This window comes from Panacagrimonas sp. (assembly GCF_965216805.1).
Lineage (GTDB): Bacteria > Pseudomonadota > Gammaproteobacteria > Nevskiales > Nevskiaceae > Panacagrimonas.
This window is the reverse complement of record NZ_CBDCGN010000002.1, coordinates 2,461,180-2,480,836: the sequence shown is the minus strand read 5'-3', so window position 1 is coordinate 2,480,836 and position 19,657 is coordinate 2,461,180. Positions and strand designations below refer to the sequence as shown.

15 protein-coding genes are annotated in these 19,657 nt (G+C 66.0%); 10 read left to right on the top strand and 5 right to left on the bottom strand.

All coding sequences use genetic code 11. The annotated features are described in order from the left end of the window. Positions 1–11 precede the first annotated feature (11 nt). Together ACOOHP_RS11715 and ACOOHP_RS11710 are read left to right on the top strand one after the other, a co-directional pair. Positions 12–2,114, top strand: coding sequence for a PQQ-dependent dehydrogenase, methanol/ethanol family (locus ACOOHP_RS11715; RefSeq protein ID WP_420466607.1), 2,103 nt, complete (start codon positions 12–14; stop codon positions 2,112–2,114). A gap of 27 nt (positions 2,115–2,141) precedes the next feature. After that, positions 2,142–4,277: a PQQ-dependent dehydrogenase, methanol/ethanol family gene (locus ACOOHP_RS11710; RefSeq protein ID WP_420466606.1), complete on the top strand. Its 2,136-nt coding sequence runs from the start codon at positions 2,142–2,144 to the stop codon at positions 4,275–4,277. 89 nt (positions 4,278–4,366) lie between these two features. Here the strand turns inward: ACOOHP_RS11710 and ACOOHP_RS11705 are convergent, their stop codons facing one another. Continuing rightward, positions 4,367–5,257, bottom strand: coding sequence for a polyprenyl synthetase family protein (locus ACOOHP_RS11705; RefSeq protein WP_420466605.1), 891 nt, complete (start codon positions 5,255–5,257; stop codon positions 4,367–4,369). Further along, entirely contained in the window at positions 5,254–5,553 is a 300-nt protein-coding gene (locus tag ACOOHP_RS11700; protein WP_420466604.1) for an exodeoxyribonuclease VII small subunit, read from the bottom strand. Before ACOOHP_RS11700 ends, ACOOHP_RS11705 begins: the two co-directional genes overlap by 4 nt. 215 nt (positions 5,554–5,768) lie before the next feature. On the opposite strand from ACOOHP_RS11700, the gene parE reads away from it, so the two are divergent. From parE to ACOOHP_RS11685, 3 genes are read left to right on the top strand one after another with little or no spacing between them, the layout of a single operon-like run. Continuing rightward, positions 5,769–7,679, top strand: a complete 1,911-nt coding sequence (gene parE, locus ACOOHP_RS11695; protein ID WP_420466603.1) for a DNA topoisomerase IV subunit B — start codon at positions 5,769–5,771, stop codon at positions 7,677–7,679. A gap of 60 nt (positions 7,680–7,739) precedes the next feature. Then, positions 7,740–8,087 (top strand): hypothetical protein, encoded by a 348-nt coding sequence (locus ACOOHP_RS11690; protein WP_420466602.1) that lies wholly within the window; start codon positions 7,740–7,742, stop codon positions 8,085–8,087. Then, positions 8,084–8,506, top strand: coding sequence for a type II toxin-antitoxin system VapC family toxin (locus ACOOHP_RS11685; RefSeq protein ID WP_420466601.1), 423 nt, complete (start codon positions 8,084–8,086; stop codon positions 8,504–8,506). Before ACOOHP_RS11690 ends, ACOOHP_RS11685 begins: the two co-directional genes overlap by 4 nt. A gap of 77 nt (positions 8,507–8,583) precedes the next feature. Here the strand turns inward: ACOOHP_RS11685 and ACOOHP_RS11680 are convergent, their stop codons facing one another. Both ACOOHP_RS11680 and ACOOHP_RS11675 read right to left on the bottom strand, forming a co-directional pair. Then, positions 8,584–9,261 carry an energy transducer TonB family protein gene (locus ACOOHP_RS11680; protein ID WP_420466600.1) on the bottom strand — a complete coding sequence of 226 codons (678 nt, stop codon included), beginning with the start codon at positions 9,259–9,261 and terminating at the stop codon, positions 8,584–8,586. 71 nt (positions 9,262–9,332) lie between these two features. Next, positions 9,333–10,097: a metallophosphoesterase gene (locus ACOOHP_RS11675; protein WP_420466599.1), complete on the bottom strand. Its 765-nt coding sequence runs from the start codon at positions 10,095–10,097 to the stop codon at positions 9,333–9,335. 68 nt (positions 10,098–10,165) lie between these two features. Here ACOOHP_RS11675 and recQ point away from each other — a divergent pair, with 68 nt between their 5' ends. From recQ to ACOOHP_RS11655, 4 genes are all read left to right on the top strand, one after another. Continuing rightward, a complete protein-coding gene (gene recQ, locus ACOOHP_RS11670) occupies positions 10,166–12,037 on the top strand; it encodes a DNA helicase RecQ (RefSeq protein WP_420466598.1) in 1,872 nt (623 codons plus the stop codon). A gap of 103 nt (positions 12,038–12,140) precedes the next feature. After that, positions 12,141–13,100, top strand: coding sequence for a cyclase family protein (locus tag ACOOHP_RS11665; protein ID WP_420466597.1), 960 nt, complete (start codon positions 12,141–12,143; stop codon positions 13,098–13,100). Between the two features lie 17 nt (positions 13,101–13,117). Beyond that, on the top strand, positions 13,118–13,558 hold the full coding sequence (locus tag ACOOHP_RS11660) for a hypothetical protein (RefSeq protein ID WP_420466596.1): 441 nt from the start codon (positions 13,118–13,120) through the stop codon (positions 13,556–13,558). Positions 13,559–13,627: 69 nt separating this feature from the next. Beyond that, positions 13,628–15,289, top strand: coding sequence for an AMP-binding protein (locus ACOOHP_RS11655; protein WP_420466595.1), 1,662 nt, complete (start codon positions 13,628–13,630; stop codon positions 15,287–15,289). A gap of 49 nt (positions 15,290–15,338) precedes the next feature. Here ACOOHP_RS11655 and ACOOHP_RS11650 read toward each other — a convergent pair whose 3' ends face one another. Beyond that, entirely contained in the window at positions 15,339–16,457 is a 1,119-nt protein-coding gene (locus tag ACOOHP_RS11650; protein ID WP_420466594.1) for a glycerophosphodiester phosphodiesterase, read from the bottom strand. 205 nt (positions 16,458–16,662) lie between these two features. On the opposite strand from ACOOHP_RS11650, the gene ACOOHP_RS11645 reads away from it, so the two are divergent. Further along, the gene (locus ACOOHP_RS11645; protein ID WP_420466593.1) at positions 16,663–19,512 is read left to right on the top strand and encodes a lamin tail domain-containing protein; all 2,850 of its coding nucleotides are present in this window, start codon (positions 16,663–16,665) and stop codon (positions 19,510–19,512) included. The last annotated feature ends 145 nt before the right edge of the window (positions 19,513–19,657 follow it).

Sequence of the window (19,657 nt, the reverse complement as noted above, 5' to 3'; positions counted from 1 at the left end):
ATGGAGGAGCTATGAAGCTTTTTGCCTGCACGTGTGCGTTGGTGCTGATTGCCGCTGTGTCTCATGTCCATGCGCAGACCGTGGTGGATGCCAAGGCCCTGAGCGATCAGGAGCAGGGCGCCAATTGGCTGGCCTACGGCCGCAATTTCTACGAACAGCGCTACAGCCCGCTGACCCAGATCGACACCGAGAGCGTTGCCAAACTGGGCCTGCAATGGTCGATGCCTCTGCCCGACGATCACTCCCTGCTTGGCACGCCGATCGTGGTCGATGGCGTGATGTATTTCTCCGGGAGCTGGAGCGTGACCCGCGCGGTGGATGCCAGGACCGGCAAGCTGCTGTGGGAATACGATCCGGAGTCGATCAAGCACGCGGGCGACCGTCTGCGCAACATGTGGGATTCCAACCGCGGCCTCGCGTACTGGAAGGGCACGCTGGTGATCTGCACCATCGACGGCCGCTTGATCGCGCTCGATGCCAAGACCGGCAAGCCGCGCTGGAGCACCCAGACCACGGACCCGAGCAAGCCGCTGTACATCTCCGGTCACCCCAAGGTGTTCCGCGGGCTGGTGTTCATCGGCAACGGCGGCACCGAGCACGGCGCCGCTCGCGGGTACGTGTCCGCCTACCACATCACCAGCGGCAAGCTGGCGTGGAAATGGTACGTGGTGCCGGGCAATCCGGCTGATGGTTTCGAAGACCCCTCGCAGGAAATGGCGGCCGAGACCTGGACCGGCGAGTGGTGGAAGCTCGGCGGCGGCGGCAACGTCTGGAACGGCATCACTTACGACCCGGAATTCAACCAGGTGCTGATCGGCACCGGCAACGGCTCGCCGTGGAACCGCAAGGTGCGCTCACCCGGTGGCGGCGACAATCTCTTCCTGTGTTCCGTCGTTGCCCTCGACGCCGACACCGGCAAGTACAAGTGGCACTACCAGACCGTGCCGGGCGAGACCTGGGACTACAACTCCAGCATGGACATCGTGCTGGCCGACCTGGAGATCGACGGCAAGCCGGTAAAGGCCGCGCTGCATGCGCCGAAGAACGGCTTTTTCTACGTGCTGGACCGCAGCGACGGCAAACTGCTGTCCACCGAAGCCTTCGCCAAGGTCACCTGGGCGACCGGGATCGATCCGAAGACCGGGCGCCCCATCGAGCGCGAGGGCGCGCGCTATGAGGACGGCGAGGAACTGATCTGGCCCAGTCCGTTCGGCGCACACGGCTGGCACGCCATGTCCTACAGCCCCAAGACCGGGCTGGCCTATATCCCCAAGCAGGAAATCCCCGCGGTGTTCAACGACACCGAGGTCAAGATGGTGGATTGGCGCTCGCCGTACTTCACCCTCGACCCGGCGGTGAACATGGGCCTGGACGGCGACGTACCCAAGGATGTCGCCACTTCCAGCCTGCTGGCCTGGGACCCGATCCGGCAGACCAAGGTCTGGGAAGTCGCGCAGCCCGAGTTCTGGAACGCCGGCACTATGGTGACGGCGGGCGATCTGGTTTTCCAGGGCGGCGTGACCGGCGAGTTCGCCGCCTACCACGCGCGCACCGGCGAGAAGCTGTGGAGCGTGAACGTGGGCAGCGGCATCAGCGCGCCGCCGATCACCTACGAGGTCGATGGCCGGCAGTACGTCTCGCTGCTGGTCGGCTTTGGCGGTGCGGGCGTCTCGGTGGCCGGCGGCACCGCACTCGCGCAGTTCGGCTGGAGCTATCGCGCGCAGGAGCGCCAGCTCTACACGTTTGCGCTGGACGGCAAGGCGCCGATGCCGAAGGTAGGCGCACCGCTGGTGCCCAAGCCGGTGGTGCCGGCCGACTTCAAGATCGACAGCGGGCTCGCGAAGAAGGGCGCTGATCTCTACGTGGGCCAGTGCGTGTGGTGTCACGGCTCCGGCGCAGTGTCCGGCGGTTACGGGCCGGACCTGCGTGCATCGCCGGTCCCGTTGTCGTTCGACGCGTTCAAGGCGGTGGTGGTCGGCGGCGCCAAGGTACTGCCCTACGGCATGCCGAAGTTTGCCGACCTGCGCGACGACGAACTCAAAAGCCTCCAGCATTACCTGCGCCAGCAAGCCGAGGCGGGCGCGAAAGCCGCACAAGCCGCGGCCGCGAAGTAGACCGCGACCCACTCCGGAGAAGACCTCATGATGCTCATCCCGCGCCGCTCCTTGCTGACGCTTTGCCTCGCCTTGGCGATGCCCCTGATCGCGCAATCCGCGCCACCGGCTACGGTGGTCGATGCCGCTGCGCTCAGCGACCAGAAGCAGGGCGCCAACTGGCTAGCCTATGGCCGCAATTTCTATGAACAACGCTACAGTCCGCTGACCCAGATCGACACCCAAAGTGTCTCCAAGCTGGGGCTGCAGTGGTCCCTGCCGCTGCCCAGGGATCACTCTCTGCTTGGCACGCCTGTGGTGGTCGATGGCGTGATGTATTTCTCCGGAAGCTGGAGCGTGACCCGCGCGGTGGATGCCAGGACCGGCAAGCTGCTGTGGGAATACGACCCGGAATCGATCAAGCACGCCGGTGATCGCCTGCGGATCATGTGGGATTCCAACCGCGGGCTGGCGTACTGGAAAGGCACCCTCGTCATCTGCACCATCGACGGCCGCCTGATCGGGCTCGATGCCAAGACCGGCAAGCAACGCTGGAGCACACAGACCACCGACCCCAGCAAACCGCTCTACATCTCCGGGCATCCCAAGGTCTTCCGTGGGCTGGTGCTGATCGGCAACGGCGGGACCGAATTCGGCGCGTCACGTGGCTACGTCAGTGCCTACCACATCACCAGCGGCAAGCTGGCCTGGCGCTGGTACGTGGTGCCGGGCAATCCCGCCGACGGCTTCGAAGACCCCTCGCAGGAAATGGCGGCGAAAACCTGGACCGGCGAGTGGTGGAAGTTCGGCGGTGGCGGCAATGTCTGGAACGGGATTACCTACGATCCGGACTACAACCAGATCCTGCTCGGCACCGGCAATGGCAGTCCGTGGAACCGCAAGGTGCGCAGCCCTGAGGGTGGCGACAACCTGTTCCTGTGTTCCATCGTCGCGCTGGATGCCGACACCGGTGAATACAAGTGGCACTACCAGACCGTGCCGGGGGAGACCTGGGATTACAACTCCAGCATGGACATCGTGCTGGCGGACCTGGAGATCGAAGGCAAGACCACCAAGGCGCTGATGCACGCGCCCAAGAACGGCTTCTTCTATGTGCTGGATCGCGCAGACGGCAAACTGCTGTCTGCCGAAATGTTTGCCAAGGTCACCTGGGCCACCGGGATCGACATGAAAACCGGCCGGCCGATCGAGGCCGAGGGTGCACGCTACGAAGACGGCGAGGAGCTGGTGTGGCCAGGCCCTCTGGGCGCGCACAACTGGCACGCGATGTCGTACAGCCCCAAGACCGGTCTGGTCTATATCCCCAAGCAGGAACTGCCGGCACTGTTCAACGACACCGGCGTCAAGATGGTGGACTGGCGATCGCCGTATTTCGGCATGGACACCGCGGTCGACATGGGCCTGGGCGGTGACGTGCCCGCCAACATCGCCAGCTCCAGCCTGATGGCCTGGGATCCTCTCAAGCAGGCCAAGGTGTGGGAGGTGCCGCAACCCGAGTACTGGAACGCCGGCACCATGGCCACCGCCGGGAACCTGGTCTTCCAGGGCGGCATTTCCGGCGAGTTCGCGGCCTACGACGCACGTGATGGCAAAAAACTGTGGAGCGTCAACGTCGGCTCCGGCATCAGCGCGCCGCCGATCACCTACGAAGTCGACGGCAAGCAATACGTTTCGCTGCTGGTGGGCTTCGGCGGCGCCGGGGTGTCGCTGGCCGGTGGTACGGCGTTATCGCGTTACGGCTGGTCGTATCGCGCGCAGGAGCGCCAGTTACTCACCTTCGCCATCGACGGCAGCAAGCCGATGCCGGATGTCGGCGCGCCGGTGGTGCCCAAGCCCATCGTGCCCGCCGACTTCAAGGTCGACATGGAACTCGCCAAGAAGGGCAGCGACATCTACACCAACACCTGCGTGATCTGTCACGGCGCAGGTGCAGTGTCGGGTGGCTACGCGCCCGATCTGCGCGCCTCGGCCATCTTCGCCACACCGGCTGCGCTCAAGGCGGTGATTACTCAGGGCACTCTGGTCCCCAACGGCATGCCGCAGTACAAGGACCTAGGCGACGCCGAACTGGAAGCCTTGCAACACTTTGTGCGGGCCCAGGCCGCCGCCGGAGCCAAGGCGACGGAGGCGGCCAAGGAGAAGGAAAAGACAGCGGCGCAGTAGCGACTCGCCCGGATCCGCGCAGCGGAGAGAGTTCGGGTCTTCCCGTCGGCACCCGGCTTCGCCATCGACGAAGCCGGGCTACGCAACCGTTACCGATCGCGCCCCCGTATCCGATCGGCCAGCACCCGCAGCGGCTCGGCAGCCTCGCCCAAAGGCGCCAGCGCCGCCATCGCATCGGCAAACAATTCCTCCGCCCGCTCCTTGGCGGCGCGCATGCCCATGACGGCCGGATAGGTGGACTTGTGACTGGCCTCATCCTTGCCGGCAGTCTTGCCGAGATCGGCGGAGCTGCCTTCGACGTCGAGGATGTCGTCCTGGATCTGGAAGGCCAGGCCCAGGCATTTGCCGAAGTGATCCAGCGCATCGCGGGTATCGTCGGCGATGGCCGGATCGGCATGGCAGGGCAGCAGCAGGCAGGCGCGAATGAGGGCGCCGGTCTTGCGGATGTGCAGCGCCTCCAGCTCGGCAAGGCTCAGCTCTTGGTGCTCCGAGGCCAGATCGATGGCCTGCCCGCCGACCATGCCTTGCGATCCTGCTGCAAGGGCCAGGGTGGCAACCATCTGCAGCGCGCCGCTGGGCGGCAGCTCGCTTTGCGCGAGTACGCAGAAGGCCAGGGACTGCAGGGCATCGCCGACCAGGATGGCGGTGGCTTCGTCGAACTGCTTGTGAACCGTGGGCTGGCCACGCCGCAGGTCGTCATCGTCCATCGCCGGCAGATCGTCGTGCACCAGCGAATAGGCGTGGATGAGCTCCACCGCGCAGGCGCAGGCGTCGACTCGTTCGGGCGGCAGGCCCAGGGTCTCGGCGGTCGCGTAGGCCAGCAGGGCGCGCAAGCGTTTGCCGCCGGTGTTGGCGTAGCGCATCGCCTGGTGCAGCTGGGCCGGATGATGCTCGGCGGGCGGCAGGTGACGATCCAGCAGGCGCGCGATCCGGTCCCGATACCCCTCCAATCGCGCCGGAAAGCCCGTGGCTCCGGTCATGCGTCGGTGACGTCCGGATCGTTTTCGCTCAAGGTGCGTACCTTGAGCTCGGCGAGGTCGAGCGAGCGGCGACAGGCACGCGACAAGGCCATGCCGCGTTCAAACATCTGCAGCGAATCCTCCAGCCGCAGTTCGCCGCGTTCCATCTGTTGCACGATGTCTTCCAGCTCCTTCATGTCCTGCTCGAAGCGGGCGATGCTGTCTTCGGATTCCTGCGCAGCGGGAGCGGGCGGGACGACAGCGGCGGCGGCGGCAACGGGTTCGGGCGGCCCGGCCGGCTCGTGGAGGTCGTCCATGGGCAGTGTTGGGGTGCGATGTTCGGTGCGCTTGGGCATTGGTAATGGCGGGGTTATCGGCGCCGTCAGTTTAGCGGGCCGCGGTCGGCCTGACCCGGCAAGGCGTTCAGCTAATCTGCCCGCAGCGACCGGCTTGCGGGCGGGCCGGGCCATCCGATACGGTGCGCGCCGCTCACAGAACCCCTTCGTCGCCCTGCGACTCTCCGAACCAGCCCATGGCCGCATCCAGCGACGCAAACCAGAAAAACTACGGCGCAGAAGCCATCGAGGTGCTGCAGGGTCTGGACCCGGTGCGCAAGCGCCCCGGCATGTATACCGACACCGAGCGGCCCAACCACCTGGCGCAGGAAGTGATCGACAACGCGGTCGACGAGGCCCTGGCGGGTCATGCCTCGCGAGTGGACGTGATCGTTTTCGAGGACGGATCCCTGCAGGTGTCCGACGACGGCCGCGGCATGCCGGTGGACATCCACCCCGAGCACAAGGTCAGCGGCGTGGAGCTGATCCTCACCAAGCTGCATTCCGGCGCCAAGTTCTCCAACAAGCAGTATCAGTTCTCCGGCGGCCTGCACGGCGTCGGCGTGAGCGTGGTCAATGCGCTGTCTTCGAAGCTGGAGGTGCGCGTGAGCCGCGGCGGCGCCGAACACCTGATGGAATTCCGCGACGGCTATGTGCACGCGCCGTTGCAGCAGGTGGGGACGGTGCCCAAGTCGCGCAGCGGCACCACCGTGCGCTTCTGGCCGGATCCGAAATACTTCAACAGCGCCAAGTTTTCGCTGCCGCGGCTCAAGCAGATCCTGCGCGCCAAGGCGGTGCTGTGCCCGAATCTGCGGGTGAGCCTGGATGATCGCATCGGCAACGAGCAGATCGTCTGGCAATACGAGAACGGCCTCACCGACTATCTCAAGGATGCTCTGGCCGACCGTGAAACCCTGCCGCCCGAGCCCTTCGTCGGGCATTTCAAGGGCCAGCGCGAAGAAGCCGACTGGGCGCTGCTGTGGATCAACAGCGACGGTCCGGGCGAGCCTATCGCCGAGGCCTACGTCAATCTCATCCCGACCACTCAGGGCGGCACCCACGTCAACGGCCTGCGCACCGGCCTGACCGAGGCCATCCGCGAATTCTGCGAGTTCAGGAATCTGTTGCCGCGCGGCATGAAGCTGGCGCCCGAAGACGTCTGGAGCGGCTGTGCCTACGTGCTCAGCGTGAAGATGCAGGACCCGCAGTTCGCCGGCCAGACCAAGGAACGCCTGTCCTCGCGCGAGACCGCGGCCTTCGTCGGCGGCGTGGTGCACGACTCCTTCGGCCTGTGGCTCAACCAGCACCCGGACGCGGGCGAGCTGATTGCACAGTTGGTGATCGCCAACGCACAGGCGCGCATGAAGCTGGCCAAGCAGGTGGTGCGCAAGAAGATCGCCAGCGGCCCGGCCTTGCCCGGCAAGCTGGCCGATTGCGTGTCCACCGATCTGGCGCTGACCGAGCTGTTCCTGGTGGAAGGCGATTCGGCCGGTGGCAGCGCCAAGCAGGCGCGCGACCGCGACACCCAGGCCATCATGCCGCTGCGCGGAAAAATCCTGAACACCTGGGAGGTCGATGCCAACGAGGCGCTGGGCTCGCAGGAAATTCACGACATCAGCGTGGCCATCGGGGTCGATCCGGGCTCGGCGGATCTGTCCGGCCTGCGCTACGGAAAAATCTGCGTGCTGGCCGACGCCGATTCCGACGGCCTGCACATCGCCACCCTGCTGTGTGCGCTGTTCCTGCGTCACTACCGGCCGCTGGTGGAAGCCGGACACATCTATATCGCGATGCCGCCGCTGTTCCGCATCGATGCCGGCAAGAACGTCTACTACGCGCTGGACGAGGCCGAACGACAGGGCGTGATGGATCGCCTGGCCGCCGAAGGCAATCGGGCGAAGATCCAGGTCACCCGCTTCAAGGGTCTCGGCGAAATGAATCCGCTGCAGTTGCGCGAAACCACCATGGCCGCGGACACCCGCCGGCTGGTGCAACTGGCGCTCGATGACAGCCCGGCGGAGGTGGTGATGGACATGCTGCTGGCCAAGAAGCGCGCGGGTGATCGCAAGGACTGGCTGGAGCGCGAGGGCAACCGCGCCGAAGTCTGACGGTTGTCGGCCGGCCGCTATTGTCATACGCTGTATGACATACGTTCGCCGGAGCCCGCCATGCCCGACACCGCCATCCGTATCAACGCCCGGCTGTCCGGCGAGGACGCGCGTCGCTTCAAAGAGCTCGAAGCGCTGGAAGGCTCGGCCACCAACGTCATTCGCGAGGCGGTGCGCGAGTACCACAGCAAGCGCGTCAAGCCGCGCCGCAATGCCTACGAGATCATGATCGCCAGCGGCTTCATCGGTTCGGTCACGGATGGAAATCCCGACTCGTCGAGCAAGCCAAGTGTGCGGGCCGCGATGGACGAGGCCCTGCGGCGCAAGTTCCCGCACGCCTACGAGCACGAGCCGGTGCCATTGCCCAAGGCAGAGTCGGCGCGCGCACGCAAGCCGCGTAGCGCGTGATCCTGGTAGACGCGGGAGTCTGGGTCGCGCTGGGCGTTGCAGGCGACCGCCACCATGCCGTCGCCAGGCGCGCGCTTCAGGATCACGCCAACGAGCGCCTGGTCACGAGCTGGCCGGTGATAACCGAGGCCTGTCATCTGCTGGGCAGCCGCCACGGCATCGACAAGGTGCTGGAATTTCTCGCGCTCGTCGCGCAGAACGGGTGCGATGTCTTCGAGCTTCGATTCGAGCATTGCGCGCGTATCGCAGCACTGATGCGCAAATACCGCGACCTGCCGATGGACTTGGCGGATGCGTCGCTAGTTGTCGCTGCCGAGGCGCTCGGATGCGGCACCATCCTGTCCACCGATGCGCGGGATTTCGGCGTGTTTCGCTGGGGTGATCGCAAGTCGTTCAAGAACCTGCTGCCGGCGCCCTGACGGTTGGCTTGTTGCGGCGCGTCGACTGCCCTGGACCACGTCGGTGGCGTGGTGGCGGAGGCGGTGCCCGCGGTACGTCAACCGCCCGCAAATTCCACCGGCTGATCGATGACGATGATGTCGTAGCCCGCGCATTCCGAAGCCGGCACTGGTGCAAAGCGGCCGATGCGCCGCATCACGTCGCGTGCTTCGAAATCCAGGTTGCGGTGGCCCGAGCTTCGCAGCACGGTCGCTTCCAGCACGCCCCCGTCGCGCGCCACGCTCACCCGCACATAGGCGGTGCCACGCTCGCGGCCCAGCCGCGACGGCAGCGGTATTCGCAGTTGGGTGCTGATGCGCCGGCTCATCTGCACCAGCCAGTTGTAGGGCAGGCAGTCGGCGCGAGCGCTACCCTCGCGGCGCGGTGCCGGATTGGCGGCGGCGCTCGCGGCGGCCACCGGCGGTGCCGGTGTGGCAACCGGTTTGGGGGTCACCGCGGGCGCCAGCACCAGCGTCGGCACGGATATCGGTGGCCTGGGCAGGGTCGCCGCGGCGGGCGGTGCGAATGGCAGCGCGGCGGGCGGCACGGGACGTGGCGCTGGCGCCAGCAGATTCACCTGCAAGGGTTGCAGGCTGGCGGGCAGGGCCAGCGGTGCGGTGCCTGGCCACAGCATCCAGACCAGCAGGCCGACGTGGAGCAGGACGGTGAAAGCAAGTCCCAGCGTACGCACAGACCACGCAGCCGGCAGATTTGGAGTTGAGAGGGGGCGGGCCATGACACTGCAGACGCAGCATGCGTGCCGTTCTGCGGTTTTGTCGTATCCGGGCCGCGACCGGCGGCACGGGCTCAATCGAATTCGATCACGCGAAGCGGATCGAAATTCGGATTTTCCAACTGTCCGCCGGGTGCATAGCCGCGTGGATTGGTAACGATACGGGTGCGGCCGACCTCATAGTCGAAGCTGTTGTGAACATGACCATGCAGCCACAGGCGCGGCTGCCAGCGACGGATACGGTCCTCCAGCTCGGAGATGAAGCAAAGGTTCAGCGGTGAGTTCTCGAAGCTTGCCGCGATGCTGCCGCGGGCAGGCGCGTGATGGGTGATCACCACGGTCGGCAGGTCGGGCGCCTCGGCGAAGCGTGCCTCCAGCCAGTTCACCGAGGTATCGAACAGATAGCGTGACAGCGCCGGCGTGAAGCGCTCTGCAAATCCTGGGCTGACGCCGATGCGGGAAAAATCGCGCACCAGCTCGACCGCCTGTTGCAGTCCCTGGTCGCGCAGCTCGCCGGCGGGGTACAGCCGGAAGTCCGACCACAGCGTGCAGCCCAGGAAACGGACGCCGCGGTAGTGCCATTGGTCGTTCTCCAGCACCCGTACCTGGCTGCCGCGTGCCTGCTCGCGCAATTGCGCCTGGGTGCTGAGCAGATCGCTGCCGTAGAACTCGTGGTTGCCGGCGACGTACAGCGTCGGTTGGGTGAACTGCCGCGCCCAGGCCATCGCCGCGGCGGGGCGGTGCAGGTCGCCAGCCAGCACCACCACATCGGCGTCGGTGCGTGGCATCACCATCGGGTGCACCGACAGGTGCAGATCGGACAGCAAGTGGATCTTCATGGGCGGACAGCATGCACGGATGAGCGGATTCGGGTAAGTCGTAGGTCTGGTCAGACGATAATCACCGCATGGACGATCTTCATCAGGCGCTCAAACGCGGGTTCGGTTTCGAGACCTTTCGGCCCGGACAGGAGGCGGTGGTGCGCGATGCGCTGGCCGGTCGCGACCTGCTGGCGATCATGCCCACCGGCGGCGGCAAGTCTCTGTGTTTCCAGTTGCCCGCGCTGCTGCGGCCGGGCGTGACGATCGTGGTGTCGCCGCTGATCGCACTGATGCAGGACCAGGTGCGCCTGCTGCGCGAGATGGGGATCGCCGCCGCATTCCTCAATTCCAGCCAGAGTGCCGCGGAGTCCGCACAGGTGCTGGCTGCGGTGAGTGCCGGCAATATCAAGCTGCTGTATCTGGCACCGGAGCGGCTGATGGTGCCGGAGTTCGCCAGCGGCACGCTGGCGGCGCTGGCGCAGTCGCCGGGGCTGTCGGCGTTCACCATCGACGAGGCGCATTGCGTGTCGGAGTGGGGTCACGACTTTCGACCGGAATATCGCCAGCTCGGTGGCCTGCGCCAGCGTTATCCCGAGGTGCCGGTCTTTGCCTTCACCGCCACCGCCACCGAGCGCGTGCGTGCCGACATCCTGGCGCAGTTGCGTCTGCACCGGCCGGCGGTGCACGTCGCCAGCTTCAACCGGCCCAACCTGTATTACGCGGTGCGGCCCAAGGCGCGACTGGCCTATGCCGAACTGCTGGTGCAGGCGCGCAAGGGTGGTGCGGGCATCGTCTACTGCCTGTCGCGCAAGCGCGTCGATGAGCTGGCCACCCAGCTCTGTGACGACGGCGTGCAGGCCTTGCCCTATCACGCCGGGCTGGACGCCCGCACGCGGCGCGACAACCAGGAGCGCTTCATCCGCGACGACGTGCAGGTGATGTGCGCCACCGTGGCCTTCGGCATGGGCATCAACAAGCCCGACGTGCGCTGGGTGATCCACTACGACCTGCCAAGAACCATCGAGGGCTACTACCAGGAAGCCGGTCGTGCGGGTCGCGACGGCGAGCCGGCGCAGTGCACCCTGTTCTTCGGCGTGGGCGACATCCGCACCGCCGAGTTCCTGATCGGGCAGAAGCTCGATCCGCAGACCGGCGAGGCGCTGGACAGCGAGCAGCGCATTGCACGCCAGCAGCTACGCCAGGTGGTGGACTACGCCGAATCCACCGCATGCCGGCGCAGCGTGCAGTTGCGCTACTTCGGCGAGGAATTCGCCGGGCCCTGTGGCAACTGCGACAACTGTTGCGCGCCGCGCGACACCGAGGACCGGACCCTGGAAGCACAGCAACTGATGTCCTGCATCGCGCGTCTGGCGCAGCGCAGCCAGCGCTTTGGCGCCGGCACCGTCATCGAGATCCTGCGCGGCGTGGAAAACCAGAAGCTGATCGATCGCGGCCATCAGAGTCTGAGCACCTACGGCATCGGCAAGCACCGCAGTCAGGACCAGTGGCGGCACCTGGTGCGCGCGCTGCTGCACCAGGGTCTGATCGCCGAGTCCACCGATGGCTATCCGGTGCTGCGCCTGGTGGAGGCCAGCCGCCCGGTGCTGCGCGGTGAGCAACGCGTCCAGGTGGTTCCGCCGCCGGTTCGTGAACGCGCGCGCGGCAAGCGCAAGTCCGCGTCCGATGCGGCGGCGCCGTTGCCGCACAACGAGGCGCTGTTCCAGCACCTGCGCAGCCTGCGCAAGCAACTGGCGGATGCGCAGAACGTGCCGCCCTACGTGGTGTTCACCGACGCCAGCCTGCGCGACATGGCTGAGCGCCAGCCGCGTGACGCGGACGCATTTGCCGAGATCTCTGGCGTCGGCAGTCGCAAGCTGGAGCAGTACGGGCCGGCCTTCCTGGCCAGCATCCGGGATTTTCTGGAACGCGCGGGCAGGCAGGACGAAGCTGCGACTTGATGCGCGGGTGGACGCAGGGTTAGGGTCTGCAAAACCGTAGGACAATCCGACCGCAGGCGTCCGGCTTCGCATCTGCGGCGACACACCACGCGCTGGAGGAGAAATGGAAAAGCAAGTGCCCACCGTAGGCGAGCTGCTCAAGAATGCACCCAAGAACTGGGGCCGATGGGGCAACGATGACGAGGTCGGCGGCCTCAACTTCCTGACCAGCGCCGAGGTGCTGCGTGGCGTCGCCGCGGTCAAGCAGGGCAAGACCTTCACCCTGCAGGTGCAGATGGGCAACCCCAAGGGCGATCCGGTGTGGCCGGGGCGCGATCCTTCGAAGCGCATGAACGTGCTCGATGAGGGCCATTTCCTCTGCGGCAAGGGTCCGGCTTTTCCCGGCGGCCTGCACTACGCCGACGATGTGATGTTCATGTACCTGCAGGGCTCCACCCAGTACGACGCGCTGGGCCACGTGTGGTGCGACGGCAAGCTCTACAACGGCTACGACGCCAACACCACCATCGGCGGCATGGAGAAGGTCAGCGTGCTGCCACTGGCGGAGCGCGGCATCGTCGGCCGCGGCGTGCTGATCGACATGGCGCGGCATCGCGGCAAGCGCTCGCTGGACCCCGGCGAGACATTCACCCACGAAGACCTGCTGGCGGCCGCAAAAAAACAGGGCGTGACCATCGAAAAGCGCGATGTGCTGGTGGTGCGCACCGGCTGGATCAGCGCGTTCTACGAGAAAGATCGCGCCGAGTTCTACAAGGATTTCGTCGAGCCCGGCCTGACCTACACGCCGGAGCTGGTGGAGTGGTTTCACCAGATGGAAATTCCCAATCTGGTCACTGACACCATCGCCAACGAGGTCACCATCGATCCGGTCTCCGGCTGCGCACTGCCGCTGCACATCGCGCTCATGAGCAATCTGGGAGTGACCTTCACCGAGATCGCCCAGCTCGATCCGCTGTCCGACGATTGCGAGCAGGACGGCCAGTGGTCGTTCCTGTACGTCGCCGCTCCGCTCAAGGTGGTCAACGGGTCCGGTGCGCCGGTGAACCCGGTCGTGATCAAGTGAAATCCAGTGCGTTCATCATGGCGCTGCTGGTTGCTTGCTTGTGTTCGCCAGTGGCTTCGGCCCTGGACGAACAGGACACCGGCACCTTCCTGGCCGTTGACGAGCAGGCCGAGCCCCTGGGCAAGGTGTTTCGCGTCTCCATCGAGGATGGCCGGTGGAAGTTCGAGGATCGCCAGCCGGATGGGGCCTGGCTGGACGTGAGCTGTCATGGCGGCTGCGATCACTTGCCGGCGCGACCCGAGGATCTGGTGAGCTGGTTCGGTGCGCCGCCACCGGACACCATCCGGCCGGAGTGCATCCGCAACACCGAGTTCGCGTTCTGCCGCTTCCACACGGCGCAAGCAGAACACGATGGTTATGTGCTGGTGGTGCGGATCAATTCCGAATGGCTGCCCATCACGCTGGTGCGCTTGCCGGAAGGCGCTGAGCCCAAACCCGAACCTCTGGAAGCAACCTGATCGGGCCCAGGTCCCGCCCCGGCGCGGGCGAATCGCCAAGCAGGAACGTCCACGCGGATCATCTCCAACATGAAAACGCCCGCAGAACCTCGCGACGCAAGACCCTGGACCGACCTGTATGCCGCCGGGCATGCGCCTGATCTGAATGTGCAGCATGCGCACGCGCTGGCGCTGTTCCGGTCAGCAGTGCGGCGCGCTGCTGATCGTCCGGCGATTCAGTATTTTGATGGCGTGCTCAGCTACGCGGAAGTTGATGCGCTGAGCGATGCGCTGGCGGTCGCGCTGCTCGAGCGCGGTCTGCAGCGCGGCGACCGCGTGGCGGTGTACCTGCAGAACGTTCCGGCCTTCGTGATCGGCCTGGTGGCGGCGTGGAAGGCCGGCGGCATCGCGGTATCGATCAATCCGATGAACCGCGAGCGCGAGCTGGGCCTGCTGCTGGCGGACTCGCAACCGAGTGCGATCATTGCGCACGAAACGGCGTATGCCGACGTGCTGAGCAAGGTGCTCACCGATCATCCGGTGCACACCGTCATCACCACTTGCGAGCTGGAATTCCAGACGCGTGGTGATCCGCGTCTGTTTGTCTCCAGCGAGCGCCGGCAACCGGTGACTACGCTGGACCTGATGGACCTGTTCGACGCGCATCGCGGCGCGCGGCCGCCGCCGGTGGATTTCGCGCCCGACGACATCGCCATGCTGGTCTATACCTCCGGCACCACCGGGCTCCCGAAGGGTGCGATGAACACCCATGCCAACGTCGCCTTCACCGCGCAGGTGTATCGCGACTGGGTGCAACTGGAGGACGGCGGCGGCGTGCTCGGCATCGCGCCCTTGTTCCACATCACCGGCCTGATCGGCCACATCGCCTTGTCGTTCCTGCTGGCGGCGCCGCTGGTGCTGGCGTACCGCTTCGAGCCGGGCGTGGTGCTGGATGCGATCCGCGATCACCAGCCGCAGTTCACCATCGGCGCCATCACCGCGCTGATTGCCCTGATGAACCATCCCGACGCCAGGGCCGACAGCCTGGCGTCCTTGCGTGCGATCTACTCCGGCGGGGCCCCGATCGCCCCCGCCGTGGTCGAGCAGTTCGAGAAAAAATTCGGTCTGTACATCCGCAACGCCTATGGCCTGACCGAGACCACCTCGCCCAGCACGGTGACGCCGGTGGACAAGCGCGGGCCGGTGGACCCGGATTTCGGCGCGCTGTCGGTGGGTGTGCCCGCGTTCAATACCCGGATTCGCATCGTGGACGTCGACAGCGGCGCACCCGCCGCGCCGGGACAGTCGGGTGAGATCGCCATCTGCGGGCCGCAAGTGGTGACGGGCTACTGGAACAAGCCGAAGGAATCCGCCGAAGCCATCCGCGACGGCTGGCTGCACACCGGCGACATCGGCGTGATGGACGCGCAGGGCTGGATCTTTCTGGTTGATCGCAAGAAGGACATGATCAACGCCGCCGGCTACAAAGTGTGGCCGCGCGAGGTCGAGGATGTGCTCTACACCCATCCGGCGGTGCGCGAAGCGGCGGTGGTGGGTATCCCCGATGAGTATCGCGGCGAGTCGGTCAAGGCCGTGCTCAGCCTCAAGCCCGGTATGGACGTGAGCGCCGACGAGATCGTGGCGTTCTGCAAGCAGCGCATGGCGGCATACAAGTACCCGCGTGTGGTGACCTTCCTGCCCGAACTGCCCAAGACCGTAACCGGCAAGATCCTGCGGCGGGAGTTGCGCTAGCCGCCACCATCGTCAACGGCAGGATCGGCGTCATGCGGGCATCGCCGCATCAACGCCCGCGCAGAAACTGTTCGCGCGCCTTTATCGCGGTGTCCGGGTGATCGCTAAAAACGCCGTCCACCCCCAGCGCAAAGAACTGCAGGTATTCGGCGATGGCGTCGCCATGCTGCTGAGGCGCCAGTCCGACGTTTCCCAACCGCAGTTCCCGCGGCAGGAACAGGTTCTCGTTACGGAACGTATAAGGGTGCACCGCCAGGCCAGCGGCATGGGCATCGGCCAATAGACGGGTCGGTGGCAGAGAACGGCCGACCGCGTCGCGCGGAATGATCGAGGTCTTGGGCGGACCGATGCCGTAGGCGTAGCGTGCGATCTGCGCCAGGCCCTTCGGCGTCGCCAGGTCCGCGTATGTGCGTGGATCATCCGCAAGCACGAGATCAGGAGGCCGTTGCTGCGGCGCCCCGAACAACTGCACCAGGCGCACCGGGGTCTGCGCTTTGAGCGCGCGCAGGTTGGTGGTCTCGAAGGACTGGATCAGCACCGGCGCGTCGGCACGATCAAGCCCGTATTCGCGCAGCAGCTCGAGCAGCGGCGGCTCCAGCGGCAGGCCGATGCCACGAAAGTGGCTGGGGTGCTTGGTCTCCGGATAGATGCCGATGACGCGACCCAGCTCGCGCGACTTGCGTTGAGCCAGTTCGATGACCTCCGCCAGGGTGGGGATGCGCGCGCCGTTCTCGTGTGCGCGATTGTCGGGCCGCAGTTCGGGGATGCGTTCGCGTGCCTGCAGCGTCTTGAGCTCGGCCAGCGAAAAGTCTTCCGCGAACCAGCCGCGGACCGCGTGACCGTCGATGGTCTGCGTGCGCCTGCGGTCGGCGAACTCGGGCCTTTGCGCCACGTCCGTGGTGTCGGACAGCTCGTTTTCGTGGCACGCCAGCAGATGACCATCACGGCTGATGACCAGATCCGGTTCGATGAAATCGGCGCCTTGCTCGATGGCCAGCGTGTAGGCCGCCAGGGTGTGCTCCGGGCGATAGCCGCTGGCGCCGCGATGGCCGATCACGATGGGGGGCTTGACCTCCGGCGCCGGATCGGCAGCGGCGGCCTGCAGGGGAGCGGGTGCCATCAGCAGGACGCCCAGGCAAAGGTGCAGCGCGCGGACGTGAAGCGTCATGGTGATCTCCGGCGAGGCATGGTCGTGAGATAGGCAGTGTGCGGGTCTTGCGCGTAGGGCACGTGAATGCGGACGCCGCCGTCACACGGCGTTCATTGAATTTCATCAGAACGACGCCGCCCATTCTCGTATCCGCCACGCGGGCTTCAAGGCCGGGACATCTGCGCCGCGCATGATCGGCGCATCGTTCAAAGGGAGTGCCGATATGTTCCGCAAGACCCGCCTGGCCGCTGCAGCCGCGTTGTTCGCCGTTTCTGTCCCGACTGCATTGGCGGCACCGCTGGGTGTAGTGATTTCGGAATTCCGCGTCGAAGGCGTCAACGGCAACGATGAGTTCGTTGAACTGCTGAACACCGGCTCTGCAGCCGTCGATATCGGCGGCTGGAGCCTGCAGGGCTGTGCGGCCGGTAGCGGCGCCGCCAGCAACCGCACCACGATTCCGACGGGCACCTTGCTGTCCGCAGGCATGCGTTATCTGTTTGCCAACAGCAACGGGCCGGATGCGGCGCTGATCGGCATGGCTGATCGCACCTATGGCACCGGCTTTGCCAACTCCGGCAATTCGGGCATCCGCATCCTGGGCACAGGCTCGATGGTGCAGGACGGCCTGGGCATCGGCGCCGGTGTGTGCGTTGAAGGAACGGCACTCAACGCCCTGGGTGGCACCAGCGGGACGCAGTCCTACCGCCGCCTCGCGGCTGGTGGCCAGGAAGAGTCGCAGGACACCGACAACAATGTCGCCGACTTCGAAGGCCCGGTTGCCGCCAGTCCGGGCACGGCGCCGCAACCGGTCGCCGAACTGCCGTTCGCGCGCATCGCCGAAATCCAGGGCATGCAGCATCGCTCGCCGCTGGAAGGACAGAGCGTGCGCACGCGCGGCGTGGTCACCTCCGTGTTCCAGTTGTCCGCCAGCAACAAGGGCTTCTACATCCAGGACCCTGACGGCGACGGCATCGATGCCACTTCCGAGGGCATCCAGATCTTCGTCGGTGGCGCTGCCATGCCGGCGGTTTCGGTGGGCGACGAGGTTTCCGTGCGGGGCCTGGTCACCGAGTTCCGTCCCGGCGGCAACAGCACCCAGAACCTCACCATCACCGAGCTGACCGGGCCGATGGTGATGCTGGAATCCGACACGATCTTCATCAACCCGCTGACGCCGACCGTGATCGGCCAGGCCGGACGGGTGCCGCCCAATACAGTGGTGGATGACGACACCGTCGGTGGCGACGTGGAAGATGCCGGCAACACCATCTTCGACCCCGCCAACGACGGCGTCGATTTCTATGAGTCGCTGGAAGGCATGTGGGTGCAGATCGACGACGGTCTGGTCACCGGTCCGACCAATGCCTTCGGCGAGGTATTCGTGCTGCCGGATGGTGGCGCGGGTGCCAGCGGCCTGAACCTGCGCGGCGGAATCACGCTGACCCACGACGCCAATGGCGTGGTGGACTACAACCCCGAGCGCATCCAGATCGACGACGAGTACTTCCGGGCAGCGCACGGCGACATGCCGGCGGCCAAGGTCGGCGATACCGCGTCCGTCATCCAGGGCGTGGTGACCTATAACTTCGGCAATTTCGAAGTGCTGCCTTCGGTCATCCCCAGCTTCACCGACGGTGGCCTGCAGCGCGAAGTTTCGGAAGTGAGCGTGGGTGAGGACCGCCTCACCATCGCCAATTACAACGTCGAGAACCTCGACATCAACGACGACGACATCTGCAACGGCTCGCCCGACGACAACGACGTGGCCGACGGTCGCTTCACCTCGGTGGCGCAGCAGGTGGTGATAAACCTCGGTTCGCCCGACATCCTGGCCCTGCAGGAAGTGCAGGACGACAGCGGCTGTACCAACGACGGCACCGTTGTGGCCACCCAGACCCTGGCGTTGATGGTCGACGAGATCGTCGCCGCCGGCGGACCTGAATACACCGCGGTGGAGATCGCGCCGGTGGACAACGCCGAGGGCGGCCAGCCCAGCGGCAACATCCGCGTGGCCTATCTCTACAACGCCGCGCGCGTCAGCCTGGTGCCCGGCATGCTCGGCGCAGGCGGCAGCCTGGATGCCACGTCCGCCACTCTGGACGGCGATGGCGAACTGGCGCTGACGTTCTCGCCCGGCCGCGTGGACCCGACCAACGCCGCCTGGGCCGCCACCCGCGTGTCCCTGGCTGCGGTGTTCGAGTTCAACGGTCAGCGCATCGTCACGGTCAACAACCACTGGTCGTCCAAGGGTGGCAGCTCACCCATCCTGGGGCGCACCCAGCCGTTTGTGAACGGGTCGGAGGATGATCGCTCGGCACAGGCGGTGGTAGTGAAAACCTTTGTCGATGACGTGCTGGCCACGCAGGCCGATGCCAGGCTGGCGGTGCTGGGTGACATCAACGAGTTCACCTTCAACCGGCCGATGCGCATCCTCACCGGCGCGACCCTGCCGGGCGCAACACCCGCACAGGACAGCGAGGGCACGCCGGTGCTGTTCGACCTGGGCGATGCGCTGATCGCCGAACAGGAAGAGCGCTACAGCTACGTGTTCGAAGGCAACGCCCAGGCGCTGGATCACATCCTGGTCAGCGCCGCACTGTTGGCGCCCGAAGTGCAGGCCGAGTTCGACGCGGTGCATATCAACGCCGAATTCCCCGACCAGTTGAGCGACCACGATCCCGATATCGCGTCCTTCCTGCTGGTGGACGCACCTGTGGAACTGGTCTGCGTCGCCGGTCCCGGCGATCACCTGATCGACCGCCGCAACGCGCGCCTGCCGCAGATCATCACCGGCCGCGCCAACCAGCGTAACGTGATCTTCGGCAGCCGCTTTGCCGACCTCATCACCGGCGGGCGCAAGGACGATTGCATCGACGGCGGCGCCGGCCCCGACCTGATCCTGGGCCTGAACGGCGATGATGTGCTGATCGGAGGCGAAGGCGTCGACAGCCTGTTCGGCACTGCCGGCGACGATACGCTCGATGGTGGTCCGGGCCGCGACATCGTCAACGGCGGCGCCGGCGACAACACTTGCGTGGCGGGCGAGGGTGACCTGCAGCGGCAGTGCGACTGAGTTGAGTGGCAGAAGCAAAGCGAAAAACGTTCACGCGAAAACGCAAAGAACGCGAAGCACGCAAAGAGAAAAGCCTGAAGACGCAAAAAACTCACAGGGTGAGCCACACGCGATCAGCCGCACCGGGCACCCAGCACTTCTTTGC